General features: G+C 70.9%; 19 protein-coding genes and 1 pseudogene. 12 read left to right on the top strand and 8 right to left on the bottom strand.

Going from position 1 to position 20647, the window contains the following annotated elements; genetic code table 11:
- Window positions 1–592: maltotransferase domain-containing protein (locus tag AC067N_RS38690; protein ID WP_478683646.1), on the bottom strand; the 592-nt coding region annotated here is incomplete at its 3' end.
- 60 nt (window positions 593–652) lie between these two features.
- Entirely contained in the window at window positions 653–949 is a 297-nt protein-coding gene (locus tag AC067N_RS38685) for a DUF5133 domain-containing protein (RefSeq protein WP_478683645.1), read from the bottom strand.
- Between the two features lie 318 nt (window positions 950–1267).
- On the opposite strand from AC067N_RS38685, the gene AC067N_RS38680 reads away from it, so the two are divergent.
- On the top strand, window positions 1268–1852 hold the full coding sequence (locus AC067N_RS38680; RefSeq protein WP_478683644.1) for a pep a2: 585 nt from the start codon (window positions 1268–1270) through the stop codon (window positions 1850–1852).
- Window positions 1853–1974: 122 nt separating this feature from the next.
- Entirely contained in the window at window positions 1975–4074 is a 2100-nt protein-coding gene (glgX, locus tag AC067N_RS38675) for a glycogen debranching protein GlgX (protein ID WP_478683643.1), read from the top strand.
- A 69-nt stretch (window positions 4075–4143) separates the two neighbouring features.
- Here glgX and AC067N_RS38670 read toward each other — a convergent pair whose 3' ends face one another.
- The 5 genes from AC067N_RS38670 to AC067N_RS38650 all read right to left on the bottom strand — a co-directional run bounded on the left by AC067N_RS38670 (window position 4144) and on the right by AC067N_RS38650 (window position 9410).
- Entirely contained in the window at window positions 4144–4944 is an 801-nt protein-coding gene (locus AC067N_RS38670; RefSeq protein ID WP_478683642.1) for a VOC family protein, read from the bottom strand.
- A gap of 233 nt (window positions 4945–5177) precedes the next feature.
- Window positions 5178–6209, bottom strand: a complete 1032-nt coding sequence (locus AC067N_RS38665; RefSeq protein ID WP_478683641.1) for a LacI family DNA-binding transcriptional regulator — start codon at window positions 6207–6209, stop codon at window positions 5178–5180.
- Window positions 6206–7111: a carbohydrate ABC transporter permease gene (locus tag AC067N_RS38660; RefSeq protein ID WP_478683640.1), complete on the bottom strand. Its 906-nt coding sequence runs from the start codon at window positions 7109–7111 to the stop codon at window positions 6206–6208. The genes AC067N_RS38665 and AC067N_RS38660 overlap by 4 nt, the downstream gene beginning before the upstream one ends.
- Window positions 7108–8091, bottom strand: coding sequence for a carbohydrate ABC transporter permease (locus AC067N_RS38655; RefSeq protein ID WP_478683639.1), 984 nt, complete (start codon window positions 8089–8091; stop codon window positions 7108–7110). The genes AC067N_RS38660 and AC067N_RS38655 overlap by 4 nt, the downstream gene beginning before the upstream one ends.
- Complete coding sequence (locus AC067N_RS38650; RefSeq protein WP_478683638.1) at window positions 8088–9410, bottom strand: ABC transporter substrate-binding protein; 1323 nt, start codon at window positions 9408–9410, stop codon at window positions 8088–8090. Before AC067N_RS38650 ends, AC067N_RS38655 begins: the two co-directional genes overlap by 4 nt.
- 185 nt (window positions 9411–9595) lie before the next feature.
- On the opposite strand from AC067N_RS38650, the gene AC067N_RS38645 reads away from it, so the two are divergent.
- Both AC067N_RS38645 and AC067N_RS38640 read left to right on the top strand, forming a co-directional pair.
- On the top strand, window positions 9596–11617 hold the full coding sequence (locus AC067N_RS38645) for a beta-galactosidase (protein WP_478683637.1): 2022 nt from the start codon (window positions 9596–9598) through the stop codon (window positions 11615–11617).
- A gap of 131 nt (window positions 11618–11748) precedes the next feature.
- Window positions 11749–13317 (top strand): glycoside hydrolase family 53 protein, encoded by a 1569-nt coding sequence (locus AC067N_RS38640; protein WP_478683636.1) that lies wholly within the window; start codon window positions 11749–11751, stop codon window positions 13315–13317.
- Between the two features lie 55 nt (window positions 13318–13372).
- Here AC067N_RS38640 and AC067N_RS38635 read toward each other — a convergent pair whose 3' ends face one another.
- Window positions 13373–14206, bottom strand: a complete 834-nt coding sequence (locus tag AC067N_RS38635; protein WP_478683635.1) for an ATP-grasp domain-containing protein — start codon at window positions 14204–14206, stop codon at window positions 13373–13375.
- A 123-nt stretch (window positions 14207–14329) separates the two neighbouring features.
- Here AC067N_RS38635 and AC067N_RS38630 point away from each other — a divergent pair, with 123 nt between their 5' ends.
- The 8 genes and pseudogenes from AC067N_RS38630 to AC067N_RS38595 all read left to right on the top strand — a co-directional run bounded on the left by AC067N_RS38630 (window position 14330) and on the right by AC067N_RS38595 (window position 20540).
- Window positions 14330–15316: an SMP-30/gluconolactonase/LRE family protein gene (locus tag AC067N_RS38630; protein ID WP_478683634.1), complete on the top strand. Its 987-nt coding sequence runs from the start codon at window positions 14330–14332 to the stop codon at window positions 15314–15316.
- A gap of 90 nt (window positions 15317–15406) precedes the next feature.
- A complete protein-coding gene (gene crcB / locus AC067N_RS38625; RefSeq protein WP_478683633.1) occupies window positions 15407–15889 on the top strand; it encodes a fluoride efflux transporter CrcB in 483 nt (160 codons plus the stop codon).
- On the top strand, window positions 15886–16284 hold the full coding sequence (locus AC067N_RS38620) for a DUF190 domain-containing protein (protein ID WP_478683632.1): 399 nt from the start codon (window positions 15886–15888) through the stop codon (window positions 16282–16284). Before crcB (AC067N_RS38625) ends, AC067N_RS38620 begins: the two co-directional genes overlap by 4 nt.
- A complete protein-coding gene (crcB, locus tag AC067N_RS38615) occupies window positions 16281–16655 on the top strand; it encodes a fluoride efflux transporter CrcB (protein ID WP_478683631.1) in 375 nt (124 codons plus the stop codon). The genes AC067N_RS38620 and crcB (AC067N_RS38615) overlap by 4 nt, the downstream gene beginning before the upstream one ends.
- Window positions 16656–16722: 67 nt before the next feature.
- A pseudogene (locus AC067N_RS38610) lies at window positions 16723–17198 on the top strand (undecaprenyl-diphosphate phosphatase); the annotation flags it as partial.
- A gap of 164 nt (window positions 17199–17362) precedes the next feature.
- Window positions 17363–18040 carry a FadR/GntR family transcriptional regulator gene (locus AC067N_RS38605; protein WP_055714253.1) on the top strand — a complete coding sequence of 226 codons (678 nt, stop codon included), beginning with the start codon at window positions 17363–17365 and terminating at the stop codon, window positions 18038–18040.
- Window positions 18037–19479: an amino acid permease gene (locus AC067N_RS38600; RefSeq protein ID WP_478683630.1), complete on the top strand. Its 1443-nt coding sequence runs from the start codon at window positions 18037–18039 to the stop codon at window positions 19477–19479. The genes AC067N_RS38605 and AC067N_RS38600 overlap by 4 nt, the downstream gene beginning before the upstream one ends.
- An 8-nt stretch (window positions 19480–19487) precedes the next feature.
- Window positions 19488–20540 carry an asparaginase gene (locus AC067N_RS38595; RefSeq protein ID WP_478683647.1) on the top strand — a complete coding sequence of 351 codons (1053 nt, stop codon included), beginning with the start codon at window positions 19488–19490 and terminating at the stop codon, window positions 20538–20540.
- Window positions 20541–20647: the final 107 nt, after the last annotated feature.

Genomic DNA, 20647 nt, shown 5'->3' with positions numbered 1-20647 from the left:
CCCGTTCCCGTTCCACCAGCAGCGGCAGCGGGTCGGAGGAGGTGACCAGCTCCCGCAGCGGATACCGGGCCAGCACCTCCTCCACCTCCGGTGCCAACGCCGCCGCGAAGCGCTCCGCGACCGGCAGCGTGTCGTCCCGCAGCCCCCGCACCGCGGTCAGCAGGACGGCGTGCGCGTCCGCCTCCGGGACCCCGGCGGCGGCGCGCTCGTACAACTCGGCGCCCTCCTCCAGGACGAGACCGCTGTCGATGCCGGCCGGGATCTTGATGTGGGCGATCCGGCGCCAGGTGGCGACCGGGTCGCCCCAGGCCTCCACCCGGTACGTCCACCGGCCCACCGACGTCGGAGTGACCCGGGCGCCCCACCGGTCGGTCCCGGACCCGAGTTCCCGCATCGGCGTCCACGGCGCCGGGCGGCCCTCCGGGTCCTTCAGGACCACGTTGGCCGCGATGACGCCGTGTCCTTCACGGAAGAGCGTCGCGGTGACCTCGAAGGTCTCTCCCACCACCGCTTTCGCGGGACGCCTGCCGCACTCGACGAGCGGGCGGACGTCCCTGATGGGGATACGGCCGATGGCCGGGGTCTGGCTCATGGGTCTCACCTCCGCCGAACTCGGGACGGGAATTGCGCCGTACAGGTGCCGTGACGCGTCCTACTGCCCTGCGGTGGAAGACCGCTCGGACGGTGGGCCATGGGTCACGACGTGGGTCTTGCGGGTCTGACCGCTCTGCTCCCGGAGGTACGCGGGCAGGCTTGTCCGGAGGTAGCGCTCGGCCGCGGTCACGGCCTCCCGGGCGCACCGCTTGCCCATCAGCACGCACAGCGTGTAGCCCGAGTCCTCGAAATGATCCCGCGCGGCGCTGTCCGCGGGCGCCGCGAGCATCACGCGTTCCCACATGCGGTAGCGCCGCAGTTGTCTGGCCACCTCGTTCTTGGCGGGCAGCAACATGTGCCGATCACCTCCCGGCACTCTCGGTGGAGCACGCTTCCCGTGGGAGGTCGTGCACTGAGGAGCACCGACGCATGGAGAGCCGGTGCCTTCACTCATGGTGCACGGACGGCGACGAAGCGTCCTGTTGGCTCTTCAACTACCCCATGGGTCGCTCGTGTTGCACGAATGGCGTAGCCACCTCACGCTGGGAGCTGACTCAGAAGTGATCGGTGCTCACGCTCCGTGTCCCGGACCCGTCCCGCGAGGACCGTACCGGGGCTCGTTCCACGAGGAACGGAGCGGGGCGGGAGCTTCGCCGGTGAGGAGCCAACGACGATGAAGACCGCAGTACCTCGCTACTACCACCTCGACGTGGAAGTCAGTCCGGAACGGGTCGGACGGGTCAGCCGCATCCTCGGCGCCCACCTCCGGTTCTGGGACCTGGAGACCCTCGTCGAACCCGTCTGCCACAGCGCCGAACTGCTGCTGCGCGCGATCGACGAGCACGCGTCGGACAAGAACACCTCGGTCGAGATGTGGTGGAACGGGCAGCATCTCATCGCCGCGGTCGCGGAGAACGACCGCGAACTGCGCCCCGACCGCGAGCTCCGGCCCTGCCTGACCCGCATCGCCGCGCTCAGCGACGGCTGGGGGTGCTGCGCCACGGACACCGGCAGCACGGTCATCTGGTTCACCCAGCGTGCCCCCGTCGACGAAAGCGTCCCCCTCGTGCCCCGGGCCCCCTGGCCGACCCTGCGCGAGGTCCTCCAGGTGCCGCGCGAGGTACGGATCTCCGCGCTCGCCGGGCCGCTGGGCGACGCGCCGATCGAGGCGCCGGACACCGCCGCGGCCGCGGCCGCGAACCGGCCGACGAGCCCGGTGCTGTCGGCCGTGTCGAGCGCCTGCGACGCCGCGCGGTGACGGGGCGGGGGAAGCGGAACGGGCGTGCGCGATCCGGCGGAACCGGGTCCGCGCGCCCGGCCGGCAAGGAGAACGCGCGGGCGGACAAGGCGCCGCCCGCGCGGTCGCCGTCCGGGAAGCCGGTGTCCGTGTGGGGCGGGCAGCCCTACCCGCTCGGCGCGTCCTATGACGGCACGGGCACCAACTTCGCGCTGTTCAGCGGGGTCGCCGAAGGGGTCGACCTCGTCCTCGTGGACGACGACGGCGGCCGTCGCACCGTGCCGCTCACCGAGGTCGACGGCTTCGTCTGGCACGGCCACCTCCCCGGCATCGGGCCGGGACAGCGCTACGGCTACCGTGTGCACGGCCCCTGGGACCCGGCCGCAGGACACCGCTGCAACCCCGCCAAGCTGCTGCTCGACCCGTACACGCGGGCCGTGGACGGGCAGGTGGACAACCACCCCTCGCTGTACGACCGCACCGCCGACAGCGCCGGGCACACCATGCTCGGCGTGGTCACCGACCCCTACTTCGACTGGGGCGAGGACCGCCGGCCCCGCCGGGCGTACGCCGACACCGTGATCTACGAGGCCCATGTCCGGGGCCTCACCCGCGCCCACCCCGAGGTCCCCGCCGAACTGCGCGGCACCTACGCCGGGCTGGCACACCCCTCGGTCGTCGAGCACCTCACGTCGCTCGGCGTGACCGCGATCGAGCTGATGCCGGTGCACCAGTTCGCGCAGGACGGAGTGCTCCTGGACCGGGGCCTCACCAACTACTGGGGCTACAACACCATCGGCTTCTTCGCGCCCCACAACGGCTACGCCGCCCACGGCACCCGCGGCCAGCAGGTCACCGAGTTCAAGTCGATGGTCAAGGCGCTGCACGCGGCCGGTCTCGAAGTGATCCTCGACGTGGTGTACAACCACACCGCCGAGGGCAACGAGAAGGGTCCCACCCTGTCCTTCCGGGGCATCGACAACGCCTCCTACTACCGGCTCGTGGACGGCGACTGGGAGCACTACTACGACACCACCGGCACCGGCAACAGCCTGCTGATGCGGCATCCGTACGTGCTCCAGCTGATCATGGACTCGCTGCGGTACTGGGTCACGGAGATGCACGTGGACGGCTTCCGCTTCGACCTCGCGGCCACGCTGGCCCGCCAGTTCCACGAGGTGGACCGGCTGTCGGCGTTCTTCGACCTCATCCAGCAGGACCCGGTGATCAGCCGCGTCAAACTGATCGCCGAGCCGTGGGACGTCGGCGAGGGCGGCTACCAGGTGGGCAACTTCCCGCCGCTGTGGTCGGAGTGGAACGGCAAGTACCGGGACTGCGTACGGGACTTCTGGCGCGGCCGCCCCGGCACGCTCGGCGAGTTCGCCCTGCGGCTGACCGGCTCCTCCGACCTGTACGAGCACAGCCGGCGGCGGCCGCGCGCCAGCGTCAACTTCGTGACCGCGCACGACGGTTTCACCCTGCGCGACCTCGTCTCGTACAACGACAAGCACAACGAGGCCAACGGTGAGGGCAACCGGGACGGCGAGGACGTCAACCGCTCCTGGAACTGCGGTGCCGAGGGCGAGACCGACGACCCGCGCGTCCTCACGCTCCGCGCCCGTCAGCAGCGCAACCTGCTGTCCACCCTGCTGCTCTCCCAGGGCATCCCGATGCTGTGCCACGGCGACGAACTGGGCCGCACCCAGGGGGGCAACAACAACGCCTACTGCCAGGACAACGAGGTCTCCTGGATCGACTGGCGGCTCGACGACGAGCAGCGCGCGCTGCTCGACTTCACCCGGCGGCTGATCGCCCTGCGCGCCGCCCACCCGGTCCTGCGCCGCCGCCGGTTCTTCCGCGGCGACACCGCCACCCGCGAGGACCAGCCGCTGCCCGACCTGGTGTGGCTGAGGCCGGACGCCCACGAGATGACCGACGAGGACTGGGCGCGCTCCGACGCCCACTCCGTGGCCGTGTTCCTCAACGGCGACGCCATCGCCGAGCCCGACCCGTACGGCAGGCCCGTCGTCGACGACTCCTTCCTCCTGCTGCTGAACAGCCACTGGGAGCCCGTCGCCTTCCGCCTCCCCGGCGCCGCCTACGGCGAGCGCTGGACCAGTCTCGTCGACACCGCAGCCGAACCGGACGGCGCCCCCGACGAGGCGGAGCACAAGGCGGGCGCGGAGATCCTCGTCGCAGCCCGCGGCCTGGTCGTGCTGTCAAGGCCCGCCAGGGCGGTGTGAACGGCGGGCGGACGCCGGCCGGCGTCCGCCCGTGCGGCGCCCGTCACCGGGCCGCCGTGCGGACGGCCGTCAGGGCTCGCGCCGCGAGGTGATCGTGAACTGCGCGCCGTCCGGATCGCGCAGCACCGCCTCGTCCGGGCCCTGGGTGAGGACGGTCCCGCCGTGGTGCTGTGCGGCCTCGACACAGGCGGCCACATCGGTGACCGAGAAGTGGATCTGCCAGTGGGGCCGGATCGTGGGGTCGGGCGCCGCCTCCAGCGCCCCGGAGGTGATCCGGGCGACGACGTCGCCCTGGCTGCGCAGGACGACCTCGTTGGCCTCGTAGCGGACCTCGCAGCAGCCCGGCTTCTCGGAGGCCCACTCCAGGACCTCGCCGTAGAAGATGGCCGCGTCGAAGGCGTCCCGGGTGTGGAGGCGGACGAAGGCGGGAGCGGCCCGGCGCCAGGCCTCCCAGTCCGTGAAGAGCTCGCCCTCCCAGATCCCGAACGTCGCCCCGTGGCGGTCGGCCAGCAGCGCCGCCCGGCCGGGCGGGAAGGACAGCGGCCCGACCGCGACCGTGCCGCCGCGCTCCCTGGCCCGGGAGGCGGCGGCGTCCGCGTCGGACACGGCGAAGTAGGGCGTCCAGGCGACCGCCATCTGCCACAGGGTCGCCACTCCGGCGATCCCGGCGACCGGCACACCGTCGGCCAGCGCGATCCGGAAGTGGTCGCCGAGCTTGGCCGTGCGCCACTTCCAGCCCAGCACGGCTTCGTAGAAGTCCTCCGTGGCCGGCAGGTCCCGGCTGGTGAGGCTCACCCAGCAGGGTGCTCCGAACACGGATCGGGTGGACACGACACTCGTCGCGCCCCTGGGTTTCGTCTCGCTGTTCATCACAGTCGCGTCCTGGTCTCGTCCACCGGCACACACCGGCCGCACTCCAGTGTCCAACCGGAACCGGGGTCGGCGCCCGCCGAGTACCCCCGTGCGGCGCTCCGACCCCGGTCGCGGCGCAATCCTCGGACGACCGTTCGGGTGATGACCGGATGTCCCGTGCTGTTACCCCGGCGTCGCCGAGGCACGCCTGCCCGGTGCATCACGGCGCTCCGCCGGGCGTCGGCGGCGGGTCAGGTCGACTCGCGCCGCACCAGCTCCGTCGGGAGTATCACCGCGGCCGGGTCCTCGCCCCCGATCTGCGCCAGCAGGACGCGCACCATCTCGTTGCTGATCCGGTCGTACGGCTGGCGGATCGTGGTGAGGGCGGGGACGGACTCCGTGGCGGCGGCCGAGTCGTCGAAGCCGCCCACGGCCACGTCCTCGGGCACCCGGCGGCCCGCCCGGCGCAGCGCCGTCAGGGCGCCCTGCGCCATCAGGTCGGAGGCCACGAACACCGCGTCCATGTCCGGTGCCCGCTCCAGCAGCCGTTCGGCGCCTGCCTCGCCGCTGGCCCGGCTGTAGTCCCCGGAGACGATCAGCCGATCGTCGATCCCGACGCCCGCCTCGGTGAGCACCTCCTGGTAACCGGCGAGCCGGTCCACACCGCCCGGCGTGTCCAGCGGACCGGTGACCACGCCGATGCGGCGTCGGCCCAGCGACAGCAGATGGCGCACCATGTCCCGGGCGCCGTCCCGGTCGTCCGCCGCCACATAGCTCACCTTGGACCCGAGCCCCATCGGCTTGCCGCACTGGACGAGGGGAACCCCCGCGTCGCGGAGCTGTTCGGCGACCGGGTCGCCGGAGTGGCTGGACACCAGCAGCACCCCGTCGACATGGCCCGCCGTGATGTACCGCATGATCCGGCGCCGCTCGTCCTCTGTGCCGGCCACCATCAGCAGCAGCGGGATGTCGTGCGCGGCCAGCGCCTGGGTGCAACCACGCAGCAGGACGTTGAAGTTGGGGTCCTCGAACAGCTTCTCCTGCGGCTCCGTGAGCAGGAAGCCGACGGAGTCGGAGCGGCCGGTGATCAGCGAGCGGGCGTGCCGGTTCACGACGTAACCCGTTTTACGGATCGCCGCGTTGACCGCTTCCTGCGCGGCCGGGCTGACGTAGTGGCCGCCGTTGAGCACCCGTGACACGGTGCCCCGGGAGACCCCCGCCACCCGGGCCACGTCGTGAATGGTCGGCGGTTTGCGCCTGCCCCCCGTGTTGCTCATGGTCATGACTTTACGGCCCCGGACAGCAGATCGAGGCTCCAGAACCGCTGGATGACCAGGAAGAGCGCGATCAGCGGGATCACCGCGAGCAGCGCGCCCGTGATGACCAGGGTGTAGAGCGCCGGGGTGTTCGAGCCCTGTTCCAGGAGCGTGTACAGGCCCAGGGTGATCGGGAACTTCTCGTCGTCGCTGAGCATGATGAACGGCAGCAGGAAGTTGTTCCACACGGCGACGAACTGGAACAGGAAGACCGTCACCAGACCGGGCACCATCATCGGCAGCGCGATCCGGGTGAAGATCCGCCACTCGCCGGCCCCGTCCATCCGCCCGGCCTCCACCACATCGGCGGGGACCGCGGCTGCGGCGTAGATCCGGGCCAGGTAGACGCCGTACGGGGACAGCACCAGTGGCAGCAGCACCGACCAGTACGTGTCCGCGAGGTCCACCTTCGCCAGCAGCAGGTACTGCGGGATCGCCAGGATCACCGGCGGCATCAGCACCCCCGCCATCAGGACGCTGAAGACGGCCTCGCGGCCCTTGAACCGGTAGATCGCCAGTGCGTAGCCGCTGATCGCGGAGACGGCGGTGGACAGCAGGGCGCCGGCACCCGCGTACAGCGCGGAGTTGCCCATCCACTGCCAGTAGACGCCGTCACGGTAGGCGTTCAGGTCGGACAGGTTGTCCGCGAAGCCGCTGCCCGGGAGGAAGGTGAAGGTGGAGAACAGTTCGCTGCCGGACTTGGTGGCCGCGATCACGACCCAGGCGACGGGCAGCAGGCAGTAGAGGGCGCCCAGCAGCAGCGTCAGCGTCGGGACGAGCGCGATCCGGCGGCGCAGCGGCGGGCCCTGCGCCGTGCCGGGCGTGGTCCCCGCGGCCCGGGCGGTCTTGCGGACGGCAAGAGAACTCATCGTGCGGCTCCTTGACTGACGTCCCGCTTGTTCCGGGAGTTCGCGGCCCTGAGGAAGCCGAACGACACCACCAGCGTGACCAGGGCGATCACCACCGCGCCGGCGGCCGCCCCGTGGATGTCGCCCTTGCCGAAGGCGTCCACGTACACCTTCATCAGCGGACTCCAGGTCGTGGAGATGGAGTTGGTGAGGGGCTTGAGGGTGGTCGGCTCGCTGAACACCTGGAGGGTGGCGATGATCGAGAAGAAGAAGGTCAGCACCAGCGAGGGCGCCACCATCGGGATCTTGATGCGCAGGGCTATCTGCAGCGGGGTGGCCCCGTCCAGCTTCGCCGCCTCGTACACCTCGGTGGGGATCGACTGGAGCGAGGTGTAGATGACGATCATGTTGAAGCCGGTGCCGCCCCACACGGCGATGTTCGACAGCGCCGCGTACAGTCCGCCGCCGTCCAGCAGGTCCGGCTGCGGCAGGCCGAGCTTGTCGAGTACGAAGTAGAAGGGGCTGACGTCCGGGAGGTAGAGGAACCCCCACAGCAGGGCCGCCACGACGCCCGGGACCGCGTACGGCAGGAAGATCGCGAGCCGGGTGAACGGGGCGAGGCGCACCTTGTCGCTGTCCAGCATCAGGGCGAGGACCAGTGCCAGGCCGAGCATGACGGGGACGACGATCGCGCCGTAGCCCAGCACGCGCAGCGCGCCGTCGAGGAACTCGGAGTCGCTGAGGGCGTCGGTGTAGTTCTCCAGGCCCGCCCACACCTCCTGCCGGGCACCCGAGCCCAGTCCCAGCCCCTTGACCTGCACCTTGTGCAGACTGAGCCAGATCGCGTAGCCGATGGGCAGCGCGAAGAAGAGGGCGAAGAGGACCGTCGCGGGAAGGAGGAAGAAATAGGGGGCGCTCCGCGCTCGTTTGAGGGTGGTGGGAGACGGGAGGGCGTACGGGGCCCCCTTGACCCCGTACGGCTTCCGGCGTGCGCTGGTCACTCGGAGACCTCGAAGCCCTGCTTCCTCATGTCGGCGACCGTGTCGTCCTGCATCTTCTTCAGGGCGGCACCGAAGTCCGACTTGTGCTTGGCGGCGGCGCCGAACGCGTCCTTGAAGCTGGTGTAGGCGACGTTCACGTTGGGGCCCCACGCGGAGGGCGCGGTGGTCTTCGCGATCTCGGAGGCCGCGGTGTAGAAGTCCGTCTGATTCGAGAAGAACGCCGGCGGCTCGGCGAACGCGTCACTGGTCTGCGCGGTCGTGGCGGCCGGGTAGATGCCGCCCTCCTTCGCCAGCGCGGTCAGCGCCTGCGGGTCCGTGTTCAGCCAGGCGGCGAACTTGGCGGCGGCGCCCTTGTGCCTTGAGTCCGTGGTGACGGCGGTCGAGGAGCCGCCCCAGCTGCCGGTGACGTTCTCGGAGTCGGACCACTGTGGCAGCGGGGCCATCCTCCACTTGCCCTGGGTGTCGGGCGCGGCCGTGGTCAGGGTGCCCGGCGCCCACACGGCGCTGACCCAGGCGATCTGCTTGCCGGTGTTGAGCGCCTTGTTCCAGGCCGGGGTGTACATCGGCTGGTTGTCGATGGCGCCCTCCTCGACCAGACCGCCCCAGAAGTCGGCGACCTTCTTGGTCGCCGTGTCGTCGATGCCGACCTTCCACTTCTGGCCCTCGGTGGTCCACCACTTCGCGCCCGCCTGCTGGGCGAGACCGGCGAAGAGCCCCGAGTCGTTGGCGGAGAAGGTGGTCAGATCGACGTCCGGCTCCTCCTTCCTGAGCTTCCGCGCGGTCTCGGCGAACTCGTCCCAGGTCTTGGGGACGGTCAGGCCGTACTTCTTGAAGAGGTCCTCGCGGTAGTAGAACATCATCGGCCCGATGTCCTGCGGGATCGCGTAGACCGCGTCCGAGCCCAGCGTCGTCTGCTGCCAGACGCCGTCGGCGAACTTGCCCTCGGCGTCGCCCGACTCCTTCGCTATGTCGGCGACCGCGTCATTGCTGACCAGCGTCGGCAGCGCCTGGTACTCGGCCTGCACCAGGTCGGGGCCCTTGCCCGCCTTGTGCGCGGTGAGGATCTTGGTCACCAGGGTGTCGCCGGACGCCTGCTTCTTCACCGTGACGGTGATCTGCTGCTCCTTGCCGGGACCCTTGTTCCACAGGTCCACGACCTTGTCCATGCCCGGCGTCCAGGTCCAGTACGTCAGCTTCGCCGGCCCCGACCGGGCCTCGCCGTCGTCTTCGGACCCCCCGCAGGCGGCGAGTGCGGTGGCGCCGAGCGTCACGGCGACGGCAGTGGCCACAAAGCGCCGGTGCTTCGTGATGTTGGGCATGGATGTTTCTCCCCTGACCAGGGTCATCGCCTGCTGCGAAGACCGTGTCATGCGTCTGTGAGCGTTCACAGTAGAGAAACATCCCGGACACTTGTCAATGGTTGTTGCTGTGCGGTTATGTTGGGCCTGCACCGCCGCAGTTGTGTGTGCACGTTCCCAGATGATCGACAAAACGGGAGAGATCCATGCCGGAGACCACCCCCACGGGCCTCACCAGGCTCGCCTTCGGTGGGGACTACAACCCGGAGCAGTGGCCGGAAACCGTCTGGCACGAGGACGTCCGGCTGATGCGTGAGGCGGGCGTGACCATGGTCAGCGTCGGCATCTTCTCCTGGGCCCTGCTGGAGACCTCCCGCGGCGTGTACGACTTCGCCTGGCTCGACCGCCTGCTCGACCTGCTCCACGACCACGGCATCCGCGCCGACCTCGGCACCCCCACCGTCGTACCGCCGGTGTGGTTCTACCGGGAGCACCCCGAGGCGCTGCCCGTGGCCGCCGACGGCACCCGCTACGAGTTCGGCTCGCGCGGTGCCATCTGCCACAGCAACGCGGACTACCGCGCCGCCGCCGCGAACATCACCACCAGGCTCGCCGAGCGCTACGCCGACCACCCTGCGCTCGCCCTGTGGCACGTGCACAACGAGTACGGCGTACCCGTCTCCGCCTGCTACTGCGACTCGTGTGCCGCGCACTTCCGCCGCTGGCTGGAGCGCAGGTACGGCGATGTCGCGACGCTCAACAAGGCCTGGGGCACCGCCTTCTGGGGCCAGCAGTACACCGACTTCGCGCAGATCAACCCGCCGCGTGTGGCACCGACCGTCGGCAACCCCGGTCAGGCGCTCGACTACAAGCGGTTCGCCGACGAGACCATCCGCGAGAACTTCGTGATGGAGCGGGACATCCTGCACCGCCTCGCGCCCGGCATCCCGGTCACCACCAACTTCATGACCGCACTCAGCCAGTGCGACTCCATCGACTACTGGGCCTGGGGCCGCGAGGTCGACCTCGTCACCAACGACCACTATCTGATCACCGACGGCCGCCGCACCCAGGTGAACCTCGCGATGGCCGCCGACCTCACCCGGTCCGTGGCGGGCGGCGCCCCCTGGCTGCTCCTGGAGCACTCCACGTCGGGCGTCAACTGGCAGGCCCGCAACCCCGCCAAGGCCCCGGGCCAGATGGCCCGCAACTCCCTCGCCCATGTGGCGCGCGGCTCCGACGGCGCCATGTTCTTCCAGTGGCGGCAGTCCCGGCGCGGCGCCGAGAAGTTCCACTCGGCGATGCTGCCGCAGGCCGGCACCGACTCGCGGGTGTGGCGCGAGGTCGTCGAACTCGGCGCGTCCCTCGACTCGCTCGGCCAGGTCCGCGGCAGCCGCACCGCCGCCGACGTGGCCGTCCTGTGGGACTGGCACTCCTGGTGGGCGCAGAACCTCCAGTGGCGCCCCAGCGAGGACCACGACGCCCGCGAACGCGCCGACGCCTTCTACGAGGCCCTCTACGACCGCCACCTCACCGTCGACTTCGCCCACCCGGAAGACGACTTGTCGGCCTATCCCCTTGTCGTCGTTCCCGCGCTGTACCTGATGACCGAAGCGGCGCGGGACAACCTCACGGCGTACGTCGAGAACGGCGGCACCCTCGTCGTGTCGTACTTCTCGGGGATCGTCGACGAGCACGACGCCGTCCACGAGGGCCCCTACCCCGGCGCCCTGCGCGAGGTCCTCGGACTGACGGTGGAGGAGTTCTCGCCGCTGCTCGCCGGGCAGCGCGTCAGGATCATTGGGCCCGACGGCTCCGAGCTGACCGGCGACGTGTGGACCGAGTTCGTCGTGCCGGACGGCGCCGAGACCGTGTGGGCGTACGCCGACGGGCTCACCGCCGACCGGCCCGCCGTCACCCGGCACCGGCTGGGGGAGGGCTCCGCCTGGTACGTGTCGACGCGACTCGACGCGCACGGCCTCGACGCGCTGCTCGGCTGGGCCGCCGACGACGCCGGCATCGCACCCCGCGCGGAACTGCCGCGCGACGTCGAAGTGGTGCGCCGCACGGGCGAGTCGGGCGACTTCCTCTTCGCGATCAACCACACCGCGCTCGACGCGAAGGTGCCGCTCGACTCCGACGGCACCGAACTCCTCACCGGCGAACGCGCGGCGGGCCACCTCGCCGTCCCCGCCGGCGGCGTCAGGGTCGTCCGACTCGACCCCTGACCACCCCCGAACACCGGCCGGATTCCTGGGGACGTCCGGTCGGTCACGGCGGCGCCGCGCCCACGGCCTTCGGGCGCGGCGCCGCCCTCGCACCACGCGACCAGGTCCCCGCCTTCGTCGAAGGGACGACGATGTTCCACGCGAGACGCGCCCTCAGGGCCCTGCTCATACCGCTGTTCGCGGGACTGGCACTCACGACGGTGCCCGCCCCCTCCGCCCACGCGGCCTCCACCCTCACCAACGGGGGCTTCGAATCCGACGGCACGGGCACCGCGACCCCGGCCGGCTGGTCGACCTACTCGGCGGCCGGGCAGAACTCCGCCTCCTTCACCGAGTCCGGTGGCCACGGCGGCAGTTACCGCCTTTCCCACTGGTCGTCGTCCGCCTACAAGGTGGAGACCTACCAGTACCTGTCCGGGCTGACCAACGGAAACTACAAGCTCACCGCGTGGGTACGCTCCGGCGGCGGCCAGAACTCCGCGTACATCGCGCTGAAGAACTGCGGCAGCGCCGAACAGCGCACCGACATCCCGGTCTCCGTCGGCGGCTGGATCCGGATCGTCACCTCGATCTCGGTGACGAACAACCAGTGCACGATCAGCGTCAACTCCGATGCCAACGCGGGCAACTGGCTCAACGTCGACGACCTCGCCTTCACCTCCGGCAGGACGGGCCTGTCCATCAAGGGCTCCGACGTGTCGTCGCTCATCAAGAGCGAGGCCAAGGGCGGCGTCTACAAGAACGGCTCCGGCACCACCGGCGACGCCCTCGCCATCCTCAAGGGCGCCGGTCAGAACTGGGCGCGCCTCAAGGTCTGGGTGAACCCCGCCGACGGCTACAACAACAAGACGCGCGTGCTGGCCGCCGCCAAGCGCGTCAAGGCGCAGGGCATGAAGCTGCTGGTCGACTTCCACTACTCGGACACCTGGGCCGACCCCGGCGCCCAGACCGTGCCGTCCGCGTGGACCGGCCACTCGTACAGCCAGCTGAGGACGGACGTCCACAACCACACCTACGACGTCCTGAACGCCCTCAAGTCGCAGGGCACCACGGCCGACATGGTCCAGGTCGGCAACGAGATCAACGGCGGCATGCTGTGGAACGCGGGCTCCACCTCCAACTGGCCGCAGCTCGCCGGACTGCTCAACTCCGGCTACGACGCGGTCAAGGCGGTCAACTCCTCCACCCAGGTGGCGCTGCACCTCGCCAAGGGCGGTGACCTGTCCGGCACCCGCTGGTGGTTCGACAACGCCGTCGCCAACAACGTGAAGTTCGACGTCATCGGCCTGTCGTACTACGGCTACTGGCACGGCACCCTCGCCGACTTCCAGACCACCCTGGACGACGCGGCCTCCCGCTACGCCAAGCCGGTCTTCCTCGCCGAGACGGCCTACCCCTTCCGCCTCGACAGCGAGGACGCGCACGAGAACATCATCGATGTGCCGAGCGAACTGGTGTCCGGCTACCCGGCCACCACCGCCGGTCAGACCCGCTGGATGAAGGACGTCGCCAGCATCGTCGAGGCCGTCCCGAACGGCCGCGGCCTCGGCGTCTTCTACTGGGAGTCGACCTGGACCGCCGTCAACGGCAACGGGTGGGACCCCACGGACGCGTCCTCCGGGAACGGCTGGGAGAACCAGGCGCTGTTCGGCTACGACGACAGGGCGCTTCCGGCGATGGCGTGGTTCAGTCACCGGTAGCGAACCGTCACCGCGACGGGGGCCGTACGTCCCGGCGTACGGCCCCTCCGGCCCTTCAGCGGCCGGCGGCGGCCAGGAAGCCGTGCAGTGAGCCGATCAGGGCCTCGACGAAGGCGTCCCTGGCGGGCTCGGGCAGGCGGTCCAGGGACAGATACGGGTTGAGGTCCTCCAGCTCGACCAGCAGGAGATCGCCGTCCTGAGTACGGCACGCGTCCACCCGCTGGATGCCGTGGTCGAGGGTGTTCCAGTCGATGAAACGCCGGGCGAAGGCGAGGTCTGCCTCCGTGGCCTCATAGGGCTCCAGGACCCAGCGCCGCTCGGGGTCGGGGGCGTGCAGGGCGTACTGGAAGGCGTCGTCGACGTATAGGAAGGACACCTCGTAGCGGAAGTCGACGCGCGGCTGGACCAGTACGTCGTCCCAGGTCAGGTCCGCCAGTTCGGTGCCGGTCACGAAGCGCAGGCCGATGGAGTCGGCGCCGGCCTTCGGCTTGACCGCGTACGAGCCGGCTTCGGGCAGCCGCCCCAGGTCCTCGGGCCGGTCCACGGTGGGGATCACCGGGAACCCGGCCCGGGTGAGGTCGAGCAGATACTGCTTGCCCTCCATGTCGGCCCGGCCGGTCAGCGGGTTGTAGACCGGTGTGCCGGTCGCCGCCGCCCGCTCACGGAAGGCGTCGTACTCCCGCCGGTAGTGCAGCACGGGCCCGCTGTTGCGTACCACGACGGCGTCGAAGCCGTCCATGAGGGCCGCCGCGTCCAGCGGATGGCACAGGGCGAGGTCGAACCCGGCGCGCAACCGCGAGGTGAGGAACACGTCCTCGTCGCCGTAGCGCCGGCCGCGGGCCGGGTAGGCCAGATCCGTCACGTACAGCAGGCGGGGGCGAGCGGGCACGGCACAACCTCTTCGATCGGGGAAGGACAACCTTAGAGCTCCGGACAAAAGTGGAGCCCGGCTCGCGACCGCCTGCGAGGATGGGCCGACCCGAGGACAACCGGACGACCACCGGGAGGCGGCATGGCGGGCACGAGTCACACCAGGTACCGAGGGGGCACCGGCCTCGTACCGCGCGCGTTCGTCGGAATCGGCGGACGCGGCCCCGAGGACGTCGTCGCCGACGACCGGGGGCGGGTGCTGACCGGCGTCGAGGACGGCCGCCTCCTGCGGGTGGAGGGCCTCGCCGAACCGGGACGGGCCCGTGTCGAGACGATCGCCGACACCGGGGGCAGGCCGCTGGGCCTCGAACTCCTGCCCGGCGGCGACCTGCTGGTGTGCGACGCCGAGCGGGGCCTGCTGCGGGTCACCACGAAGGACGGCACCGTCCGCGTGCTCGCCGACGAGGCGGGCGGCGAGCGGCTGCGGTTCTGCAGCAACGTGGTGGCCCTCACCGACGGAACGGTCTACTTCACGGTCTCCACCCGCCGCTACCCCCTCGACCAGTGGATCGGCGACATCGTCGAACACACGGGCACCGGGCGGCTGCTGCGCCTCGCGCCGGGGGAGGGGAAACCGGAGGTGGTCCTGGACGGGTTGGAGTTCGCCAACGGCCTCGCCCCCTCCGCCGACGAGTCGTTCCTCGTGGTCGCGGAGACCGGCGCCCGTCGGCTCATCCGCTTCCGGCTCACCGGGCCGAAGGCGGGCACGAGCGAGCCCTTCGTCGAGGATCTGCCGGGCTCGCCCGACAACATGTGGCGCGGCCCCGACGGACTGATCCGGGTGGCGCTGGCCGGGCCGCGCCTCGCCGCGCTCGACCTCCTCCACCGCGCCCGCCCCGCCGTGCGCCGGGCCGCGAGCCGGGTCGCGGTGCGGGCGCCGTACCGCCCCCTCGGCTTCGCCGGCGTCGTCACCGTCGACGACCGGGCCGGGGTCGTGCACACGGCCGTCGACCGCCGCTCCCGGTTCCGCATGGTCACCAGCGCCTGTGTGGCCGACGGCCGCCTGGTCCTGGGCAGCCTGTGGGAACGCGGGGTCGCGGTGTGCGAGCTGCGGGGGCCGGGCGACTGAGCCGCCGCCCGGCCCCCGCGTTACGCTGTCGATCAGCCGCGATCCGCCGGGCGGCGCGGCGGTGCGGACGCGAGTAGGAGACGTACGCACATGACAGTCCCGCACTCCGGCAGGGCCGAAACCGCCGAGGTCCCCGCCGCCCGGCAGCCACCCGCCCCCCGAACCTCCCCGTGGCACGGCCAGGGGCCGGTCGTCGCGGTGGTCGCCGTGGGCGGCGGCATCGGCGCCGCCGCCCGCTACGGCGCGTCCCTGCTCTGGCCCACGGCATCGACGGGCTTCCCCTGGGCCACGTTCTGGGTGAACGCGGCCGGCTGCTTCGTCATCGGGCTCTTCATGGTCGTGATCACGGACGTCCGGGCGGCCCACCGCCTGGTACGGCCCTTCTTCGGCACCGGAGTGCTCGGCGGCTTCACCACCTTCTCGACCTACGCCGTCGACATCCGGCGCCTGGTCGACGAGGGCCACCCCCGCACCGCCCTCGCCTATCTCGCCGCGACGCTCCTGGCCGCCCTCGCGGCGGTCTGGCTCGCGGCAGGCACGGCACGTCTGACCCTGGCACGGAGGCGACGATGACACCGGACAAGGCCGAACCCCCGGCGAGAACCCGCCTTTCCGGACGGGCCCTGCGCCTGACCGTCCTGATCGGCGAGGACGACACCTGGCACCGCCGGCCGCTCTACAGCGAGATCGTGCACCGGGCCCACGCGGCGGGCCTCGCCGGCGCGAGCGTGTTCCGGGGCATCGAGGGCTTCGGTGCCTCCTCGGTCGTCCACACCTCCCGTCTGCTGTCACTGAGTGAGGAACTGCCGGTCGCGGTGGTCGTCGTGGACGGCGAGGAGCGCGTCCGCGCCTTCCTGCCGGAGCTGGCGGACCTGGTTCCCGAGGGGCTGGTGACGCTCGACGTGTGCGAGGTCGTCGACCCGGCCGCGCCCCCCGCACCACACGAGGAAGGTAAGAGATCGTCGTGAACTGGGTGCTCGTCGTCGTCGGCGGCATGCTCGGCGCGCCCCTGCGCTATCTCACCGACCGGGCCGTGCAGTCCCGCCATGACACGGTCTTCCCCTGGGGCACCTTCCTCGTCAACGTCTCCGGCTCCCTGGTCCTCGGGCTCCTCACCGGCGCCGTGACGGCCGGTGCCGCCGGCTCCGGCCTGCAACTTCTCCTCGGCACCGGACTGTGCGGGGCGCTCACCACGTACTCCACCTTCTCGTACGAGACCCTGCGGCTCGCCCAGGACGGCGCCCGCCTCCACGCCGCCGTCAACGTGGCCGGAAGCGTGGCGGCGGGACTGGGCGCGGCCTTCGTCGGCGTGGCGCTGGCTCAGGCCCTCTGGGCCTGAGACCGGCGCCCGTCCACCTGTCCTCGGGCCCATACCCGCGAGGACATCGCGCGGATCACCGGCGCATGCCTCGCTGTGGGTGGTCGCCGGGTCGCTGATCGGCGGCAGCGCGGTCATGTGGGCGGCGGAGCGGGCCGGACGCCACGGGCGAGGGGAGGGCGACACCTCCTTCAGGGACGTGATGCTGGTCGGCGGTTCGCAGATCCTCGCTTTGCTCTTCCCCGGCTTCTCCCGCTCGGGCGCCACCATGTCCACCGCGCTGCTGCTCGGCCTCGACCGGGTCGCCGCCACCCGCCTCTCCTTCTTCCTCGGCATCCCGGCCCTGACCGGCGCCGGGTTGGACGAGCTGAAGGACGCCCTCGGGGCCGGCGTGGCGCGGCGCCGCTCATCGCGGGAACGGCCGCCTCGTTCGCGGTCGCATACGCCTCGGTGACGTGGCTGCCGAGGTTCGTGACCCGCAACTCCCTCGACGTGTTCGTCGCCTACCGGATCGTGGTCGGTGTGCTGCTGTTCGGGCTGCTCTTGGCGGGTGGCCTCGGCTGACGGCGGCCACGCCCTCCGCCCGTCGGCGGGTGATCCACCCTCCGACCAGCGCCAAGATCGAACCCCTCACCTCTTGACAGCCCTGTCCCGTCACCCGCAGGATCACCCCCGTGAACCTGTCAGACAGCCAGACAGGTGGCTCGGCACCCCGGCGCGTCAGCGCCATGGAAGCGGTGCTCACCCACCTTCGCGGCGCCATCGAGCGCGGCGAGTACGCCATCGGTGACAAGCTCCCCTCCGAGGCGGAGCTGTGCCGGCAGCTCGAAGTGAGCCGCCCGGTGCTCCGTGAGGCACTGCGCGCCCTCCAGGTGATGGGACTGACCCAGTCCCGCACCGGCAAGGGCACCTTCGTGATCGCGAACGCCGTCGAGGACCCCACCTTCGGCGACTACGCGGCGAGCGACCTGCTGGAAGTGCGCCGGCACGTGGAGATCCCGGTCGCCGGATACGCGGCGGTCCGCCGCACCCCGGAGAACCTGGACCACCTGGCGCACCTCCTGGACCGGATGGAGCGGGAGACCGACACCACCGCCTGGGTCGCGATGGACACGCTGTTCCACCTGGCCGTGGCGGAGGCCGCCCAGAACCCGGTGTTCCGCCGGGTCATCGAGGAGATCCGAGACGCACTGGCGCGTCAGTCGGCCTTCCTCAACGAACTGGGCGGCCGTCGCGAGCAGTCCAACCGGGAGCACCGGGCCATCGTCGAGGCACTGATCGACGGTTCCGAACACGACGCGGTGGAGGCCATGTCCCACCACCTCGACCGCGTCGAGACCACCCTCACCGACATCGTGCGGTCCCCACGCACGACCAGTTCCACGGAAGGCGGACCCGAGGCGTGAGCGAGCAGCACCTCAAAGAAGAGACGCGCACACCGGCCGCACCCCATGTCGACTTGGGCGACGAGGGCTACAGCAAGTCCCTCAAGGCCCGGCACGTCAACATGATCGCCATCGGCGGTGCCATCGGCACCGGCCTCTTCCTCGGCGCCGGCGGCCGACTGGCCGACGCCGGCCCCTCCCTGTTCATCGCGTACGCCGTCTGCGGCGTCTTCGCGTTCCTCGTCGTCCGCGCCCTCGGCGAGCTGGTCCTGTACCGGCCCTCGTCCGGCGCCTTCGTGTCCTACGCCCGGGAGTTCCTCGGCGAGAAGGGCGCGTACACGGCGGGCTGGATGTACTTCCTGAACTGGGCCACCACCGGTATCGCCGACATCACCGCGGTCGCCGTCTACACCCACTACTGGGGCATGTTCTCGGACGTACCGCAGTGGGTGATCGCGCTGATCGCGCTCGCGGTGGTCCTCACCGTGAACCTGATATCCGTGAAGATGTTCGGCGAACTGGAGTTCTGGTTCGCGATCATCAAGGTCGGCGCACTCGTCGTCTTCATGTGCATCGGCATCTTCCTGCTGGTCACCCAGCAGCCCGTCGACGGCCACAACCCCGGCCCGGCCCTGATCACCGACAACGGCGGTGTCTTCCCCAACGGCATCCTGCCGATGCTGCTGATCATCCAGGGCGTCGTCTTCGCCTACGCCTCCGTCGAGCTGGTCGGCGTCGCCGCCGGTGAGACCGAGAACCCCGAGAAGATCATGCCGAAGGCGATCAACTCGATCATGTGGCGCGTCGGCCTGTTCTACGTCGGCTCCGTCGTCCTGCTCTCCATGCTGCTGCCCTGGTCCTCGTACAAGGCCGGCGAGAGCCCCTTCGTGACGGTGCTCTCCAACATCGGCGTCCCCGCGGCCGGCGGCATCATGAACCTGGTCGTCCTCACCGCCGCGATGTCCTCCCTCAACTCGGGCCTCTACTCCACCGGCCGCATCCTGCGGTCGATGGCGATGTCCGGCTCCGCCCCGAAGTTCACCGGAGTGATGAGCCGCAGCCAGGTCCCGTACGGCGGCATCCTGCTCACCAGCGGTATCTGTGTGCTGGGCGTCGGCCTGAACTTCGTGGTCCCCGCCGAGGCGTTCGAGATCGTGCTCAACTTCGCCGCCATCGGCATCATCGCCACCTGGGGCATGATCATGATCTGCCACCTGCTCTTCTGGCAGAAGACCCAGAAGGGCGAACTGACCCGGCCGAGCTACCAGCTCCCGGGCTCCCCCTGGACCGAACTCGTGACGCTCTTCTTCCTCGCGTCCGTGCTGGTCCTCATGTACGCCGACGGCGGCGCGGGCCGCACGACGGTGATGTGCGTGCCGCTGATCGTGGGCGCACTCGTGGTGGGCTGGTTCGGCATACGCGGCCGGGTCGCCCGGAAGTCGACCGGAGCGGATGCGTGAACCAGGCAGTGACGTACGACCCCACGACCACCGGCGCCCCGGGTACCCCCGCGGCTCCGGTGGCCGCGGCCCCCGCGATCCGGGAGCCGCTCCACGCCCCCGTGGCGCACCTCGTACGCGGGGGTGTCATCGAGGGCATGCACTACGGCTCCGTCGTGGTGCTGGGTGCCGACGGGGAGGTGGAACTCCAACTCGGCGACATCGAGGCGGCGTTCTACCCCCGGTCGGCACTCAAGCCGGTCCAGGCCGTGGCGATGCTGCGCGCCGGGCTGCCCCTGGACGGCGAACTGCTGTCATTGACCGCGGCCAGCCACTCCGGCGAGGAACGCCACCTCGCCGGAGCCCGGCAGATCCTGGCGCTGGCCGGGGCCACCGAGGACGACCTGCGCAACGTCGCTGACATGCCGTACGGCCCGCAGGTGCGCGACGCGTGGATCCGGGACGGGCGGCAGCCCTCCCGGCTCGCGCAGAACTGCTCCGGCAAGCACGCGGCCATGCTCTACACCTGCACGCTCAACGGCTGGTCCCTCGACGACTACGTCGACCCCGCACACCCCTTGCAGCAGGCCGTCGCCGAGATCGTCGAGGACCTCACCGGGCAGGCCATCGCCGAGGTGACCGTCGACGGCTGCGGCGCCCCCCTGTTCTCCGTCTCCCTGCACGGCCTGGCCCGCGCCCTCGCCCGGATCACCACCGCCGCCGAGGGCACCCCCGAGCGCCAGGTCGCCGACGCGATGCGTGAGCACGCCGAGATGGCCTCCGGCGCCGGGCGCGACGTCGCCGCGCTGATGAGGGCCGTACCCGGGCTGCTCAGCAAGGACGGCTTCGAGGGCGTCCAGGTCGCCGCCCTCCCCGACGGCCGCGCCGTCGCCGTGAAGATCGCCGACGGCGCCGACCGGGCCCGGGTCCCCGTCACCGCGGCGGCCCTGGCCCGGGCCGGTGTCGACCCGGTCGCCCTCGCCGAGTTCGCGGGTGCCCCGCTGCTCGGCGGCGGGAACGTGGTCGGCCATGTCCGCCCGGCCCGCGCCCTGGACCCGCTCACCCCCTCCTCGCACCTCTGACCCTCGCCTCGTACCTCTGACAGTGATCATGTGACTGGTGGTTCTGCTGATGAGCCTGACTCACCCTCTGACTGACGTCGCTGACTGTCCTGTTTCGGATTTGTCGG

This window comes from Streptomyces sp. NPDC042364 (assembly GCF_056437585.1).
Note: the sequence above shows the minus strand (reverse complement) of the source record. Positions and strands in the feature narration are given on the sequence as shown.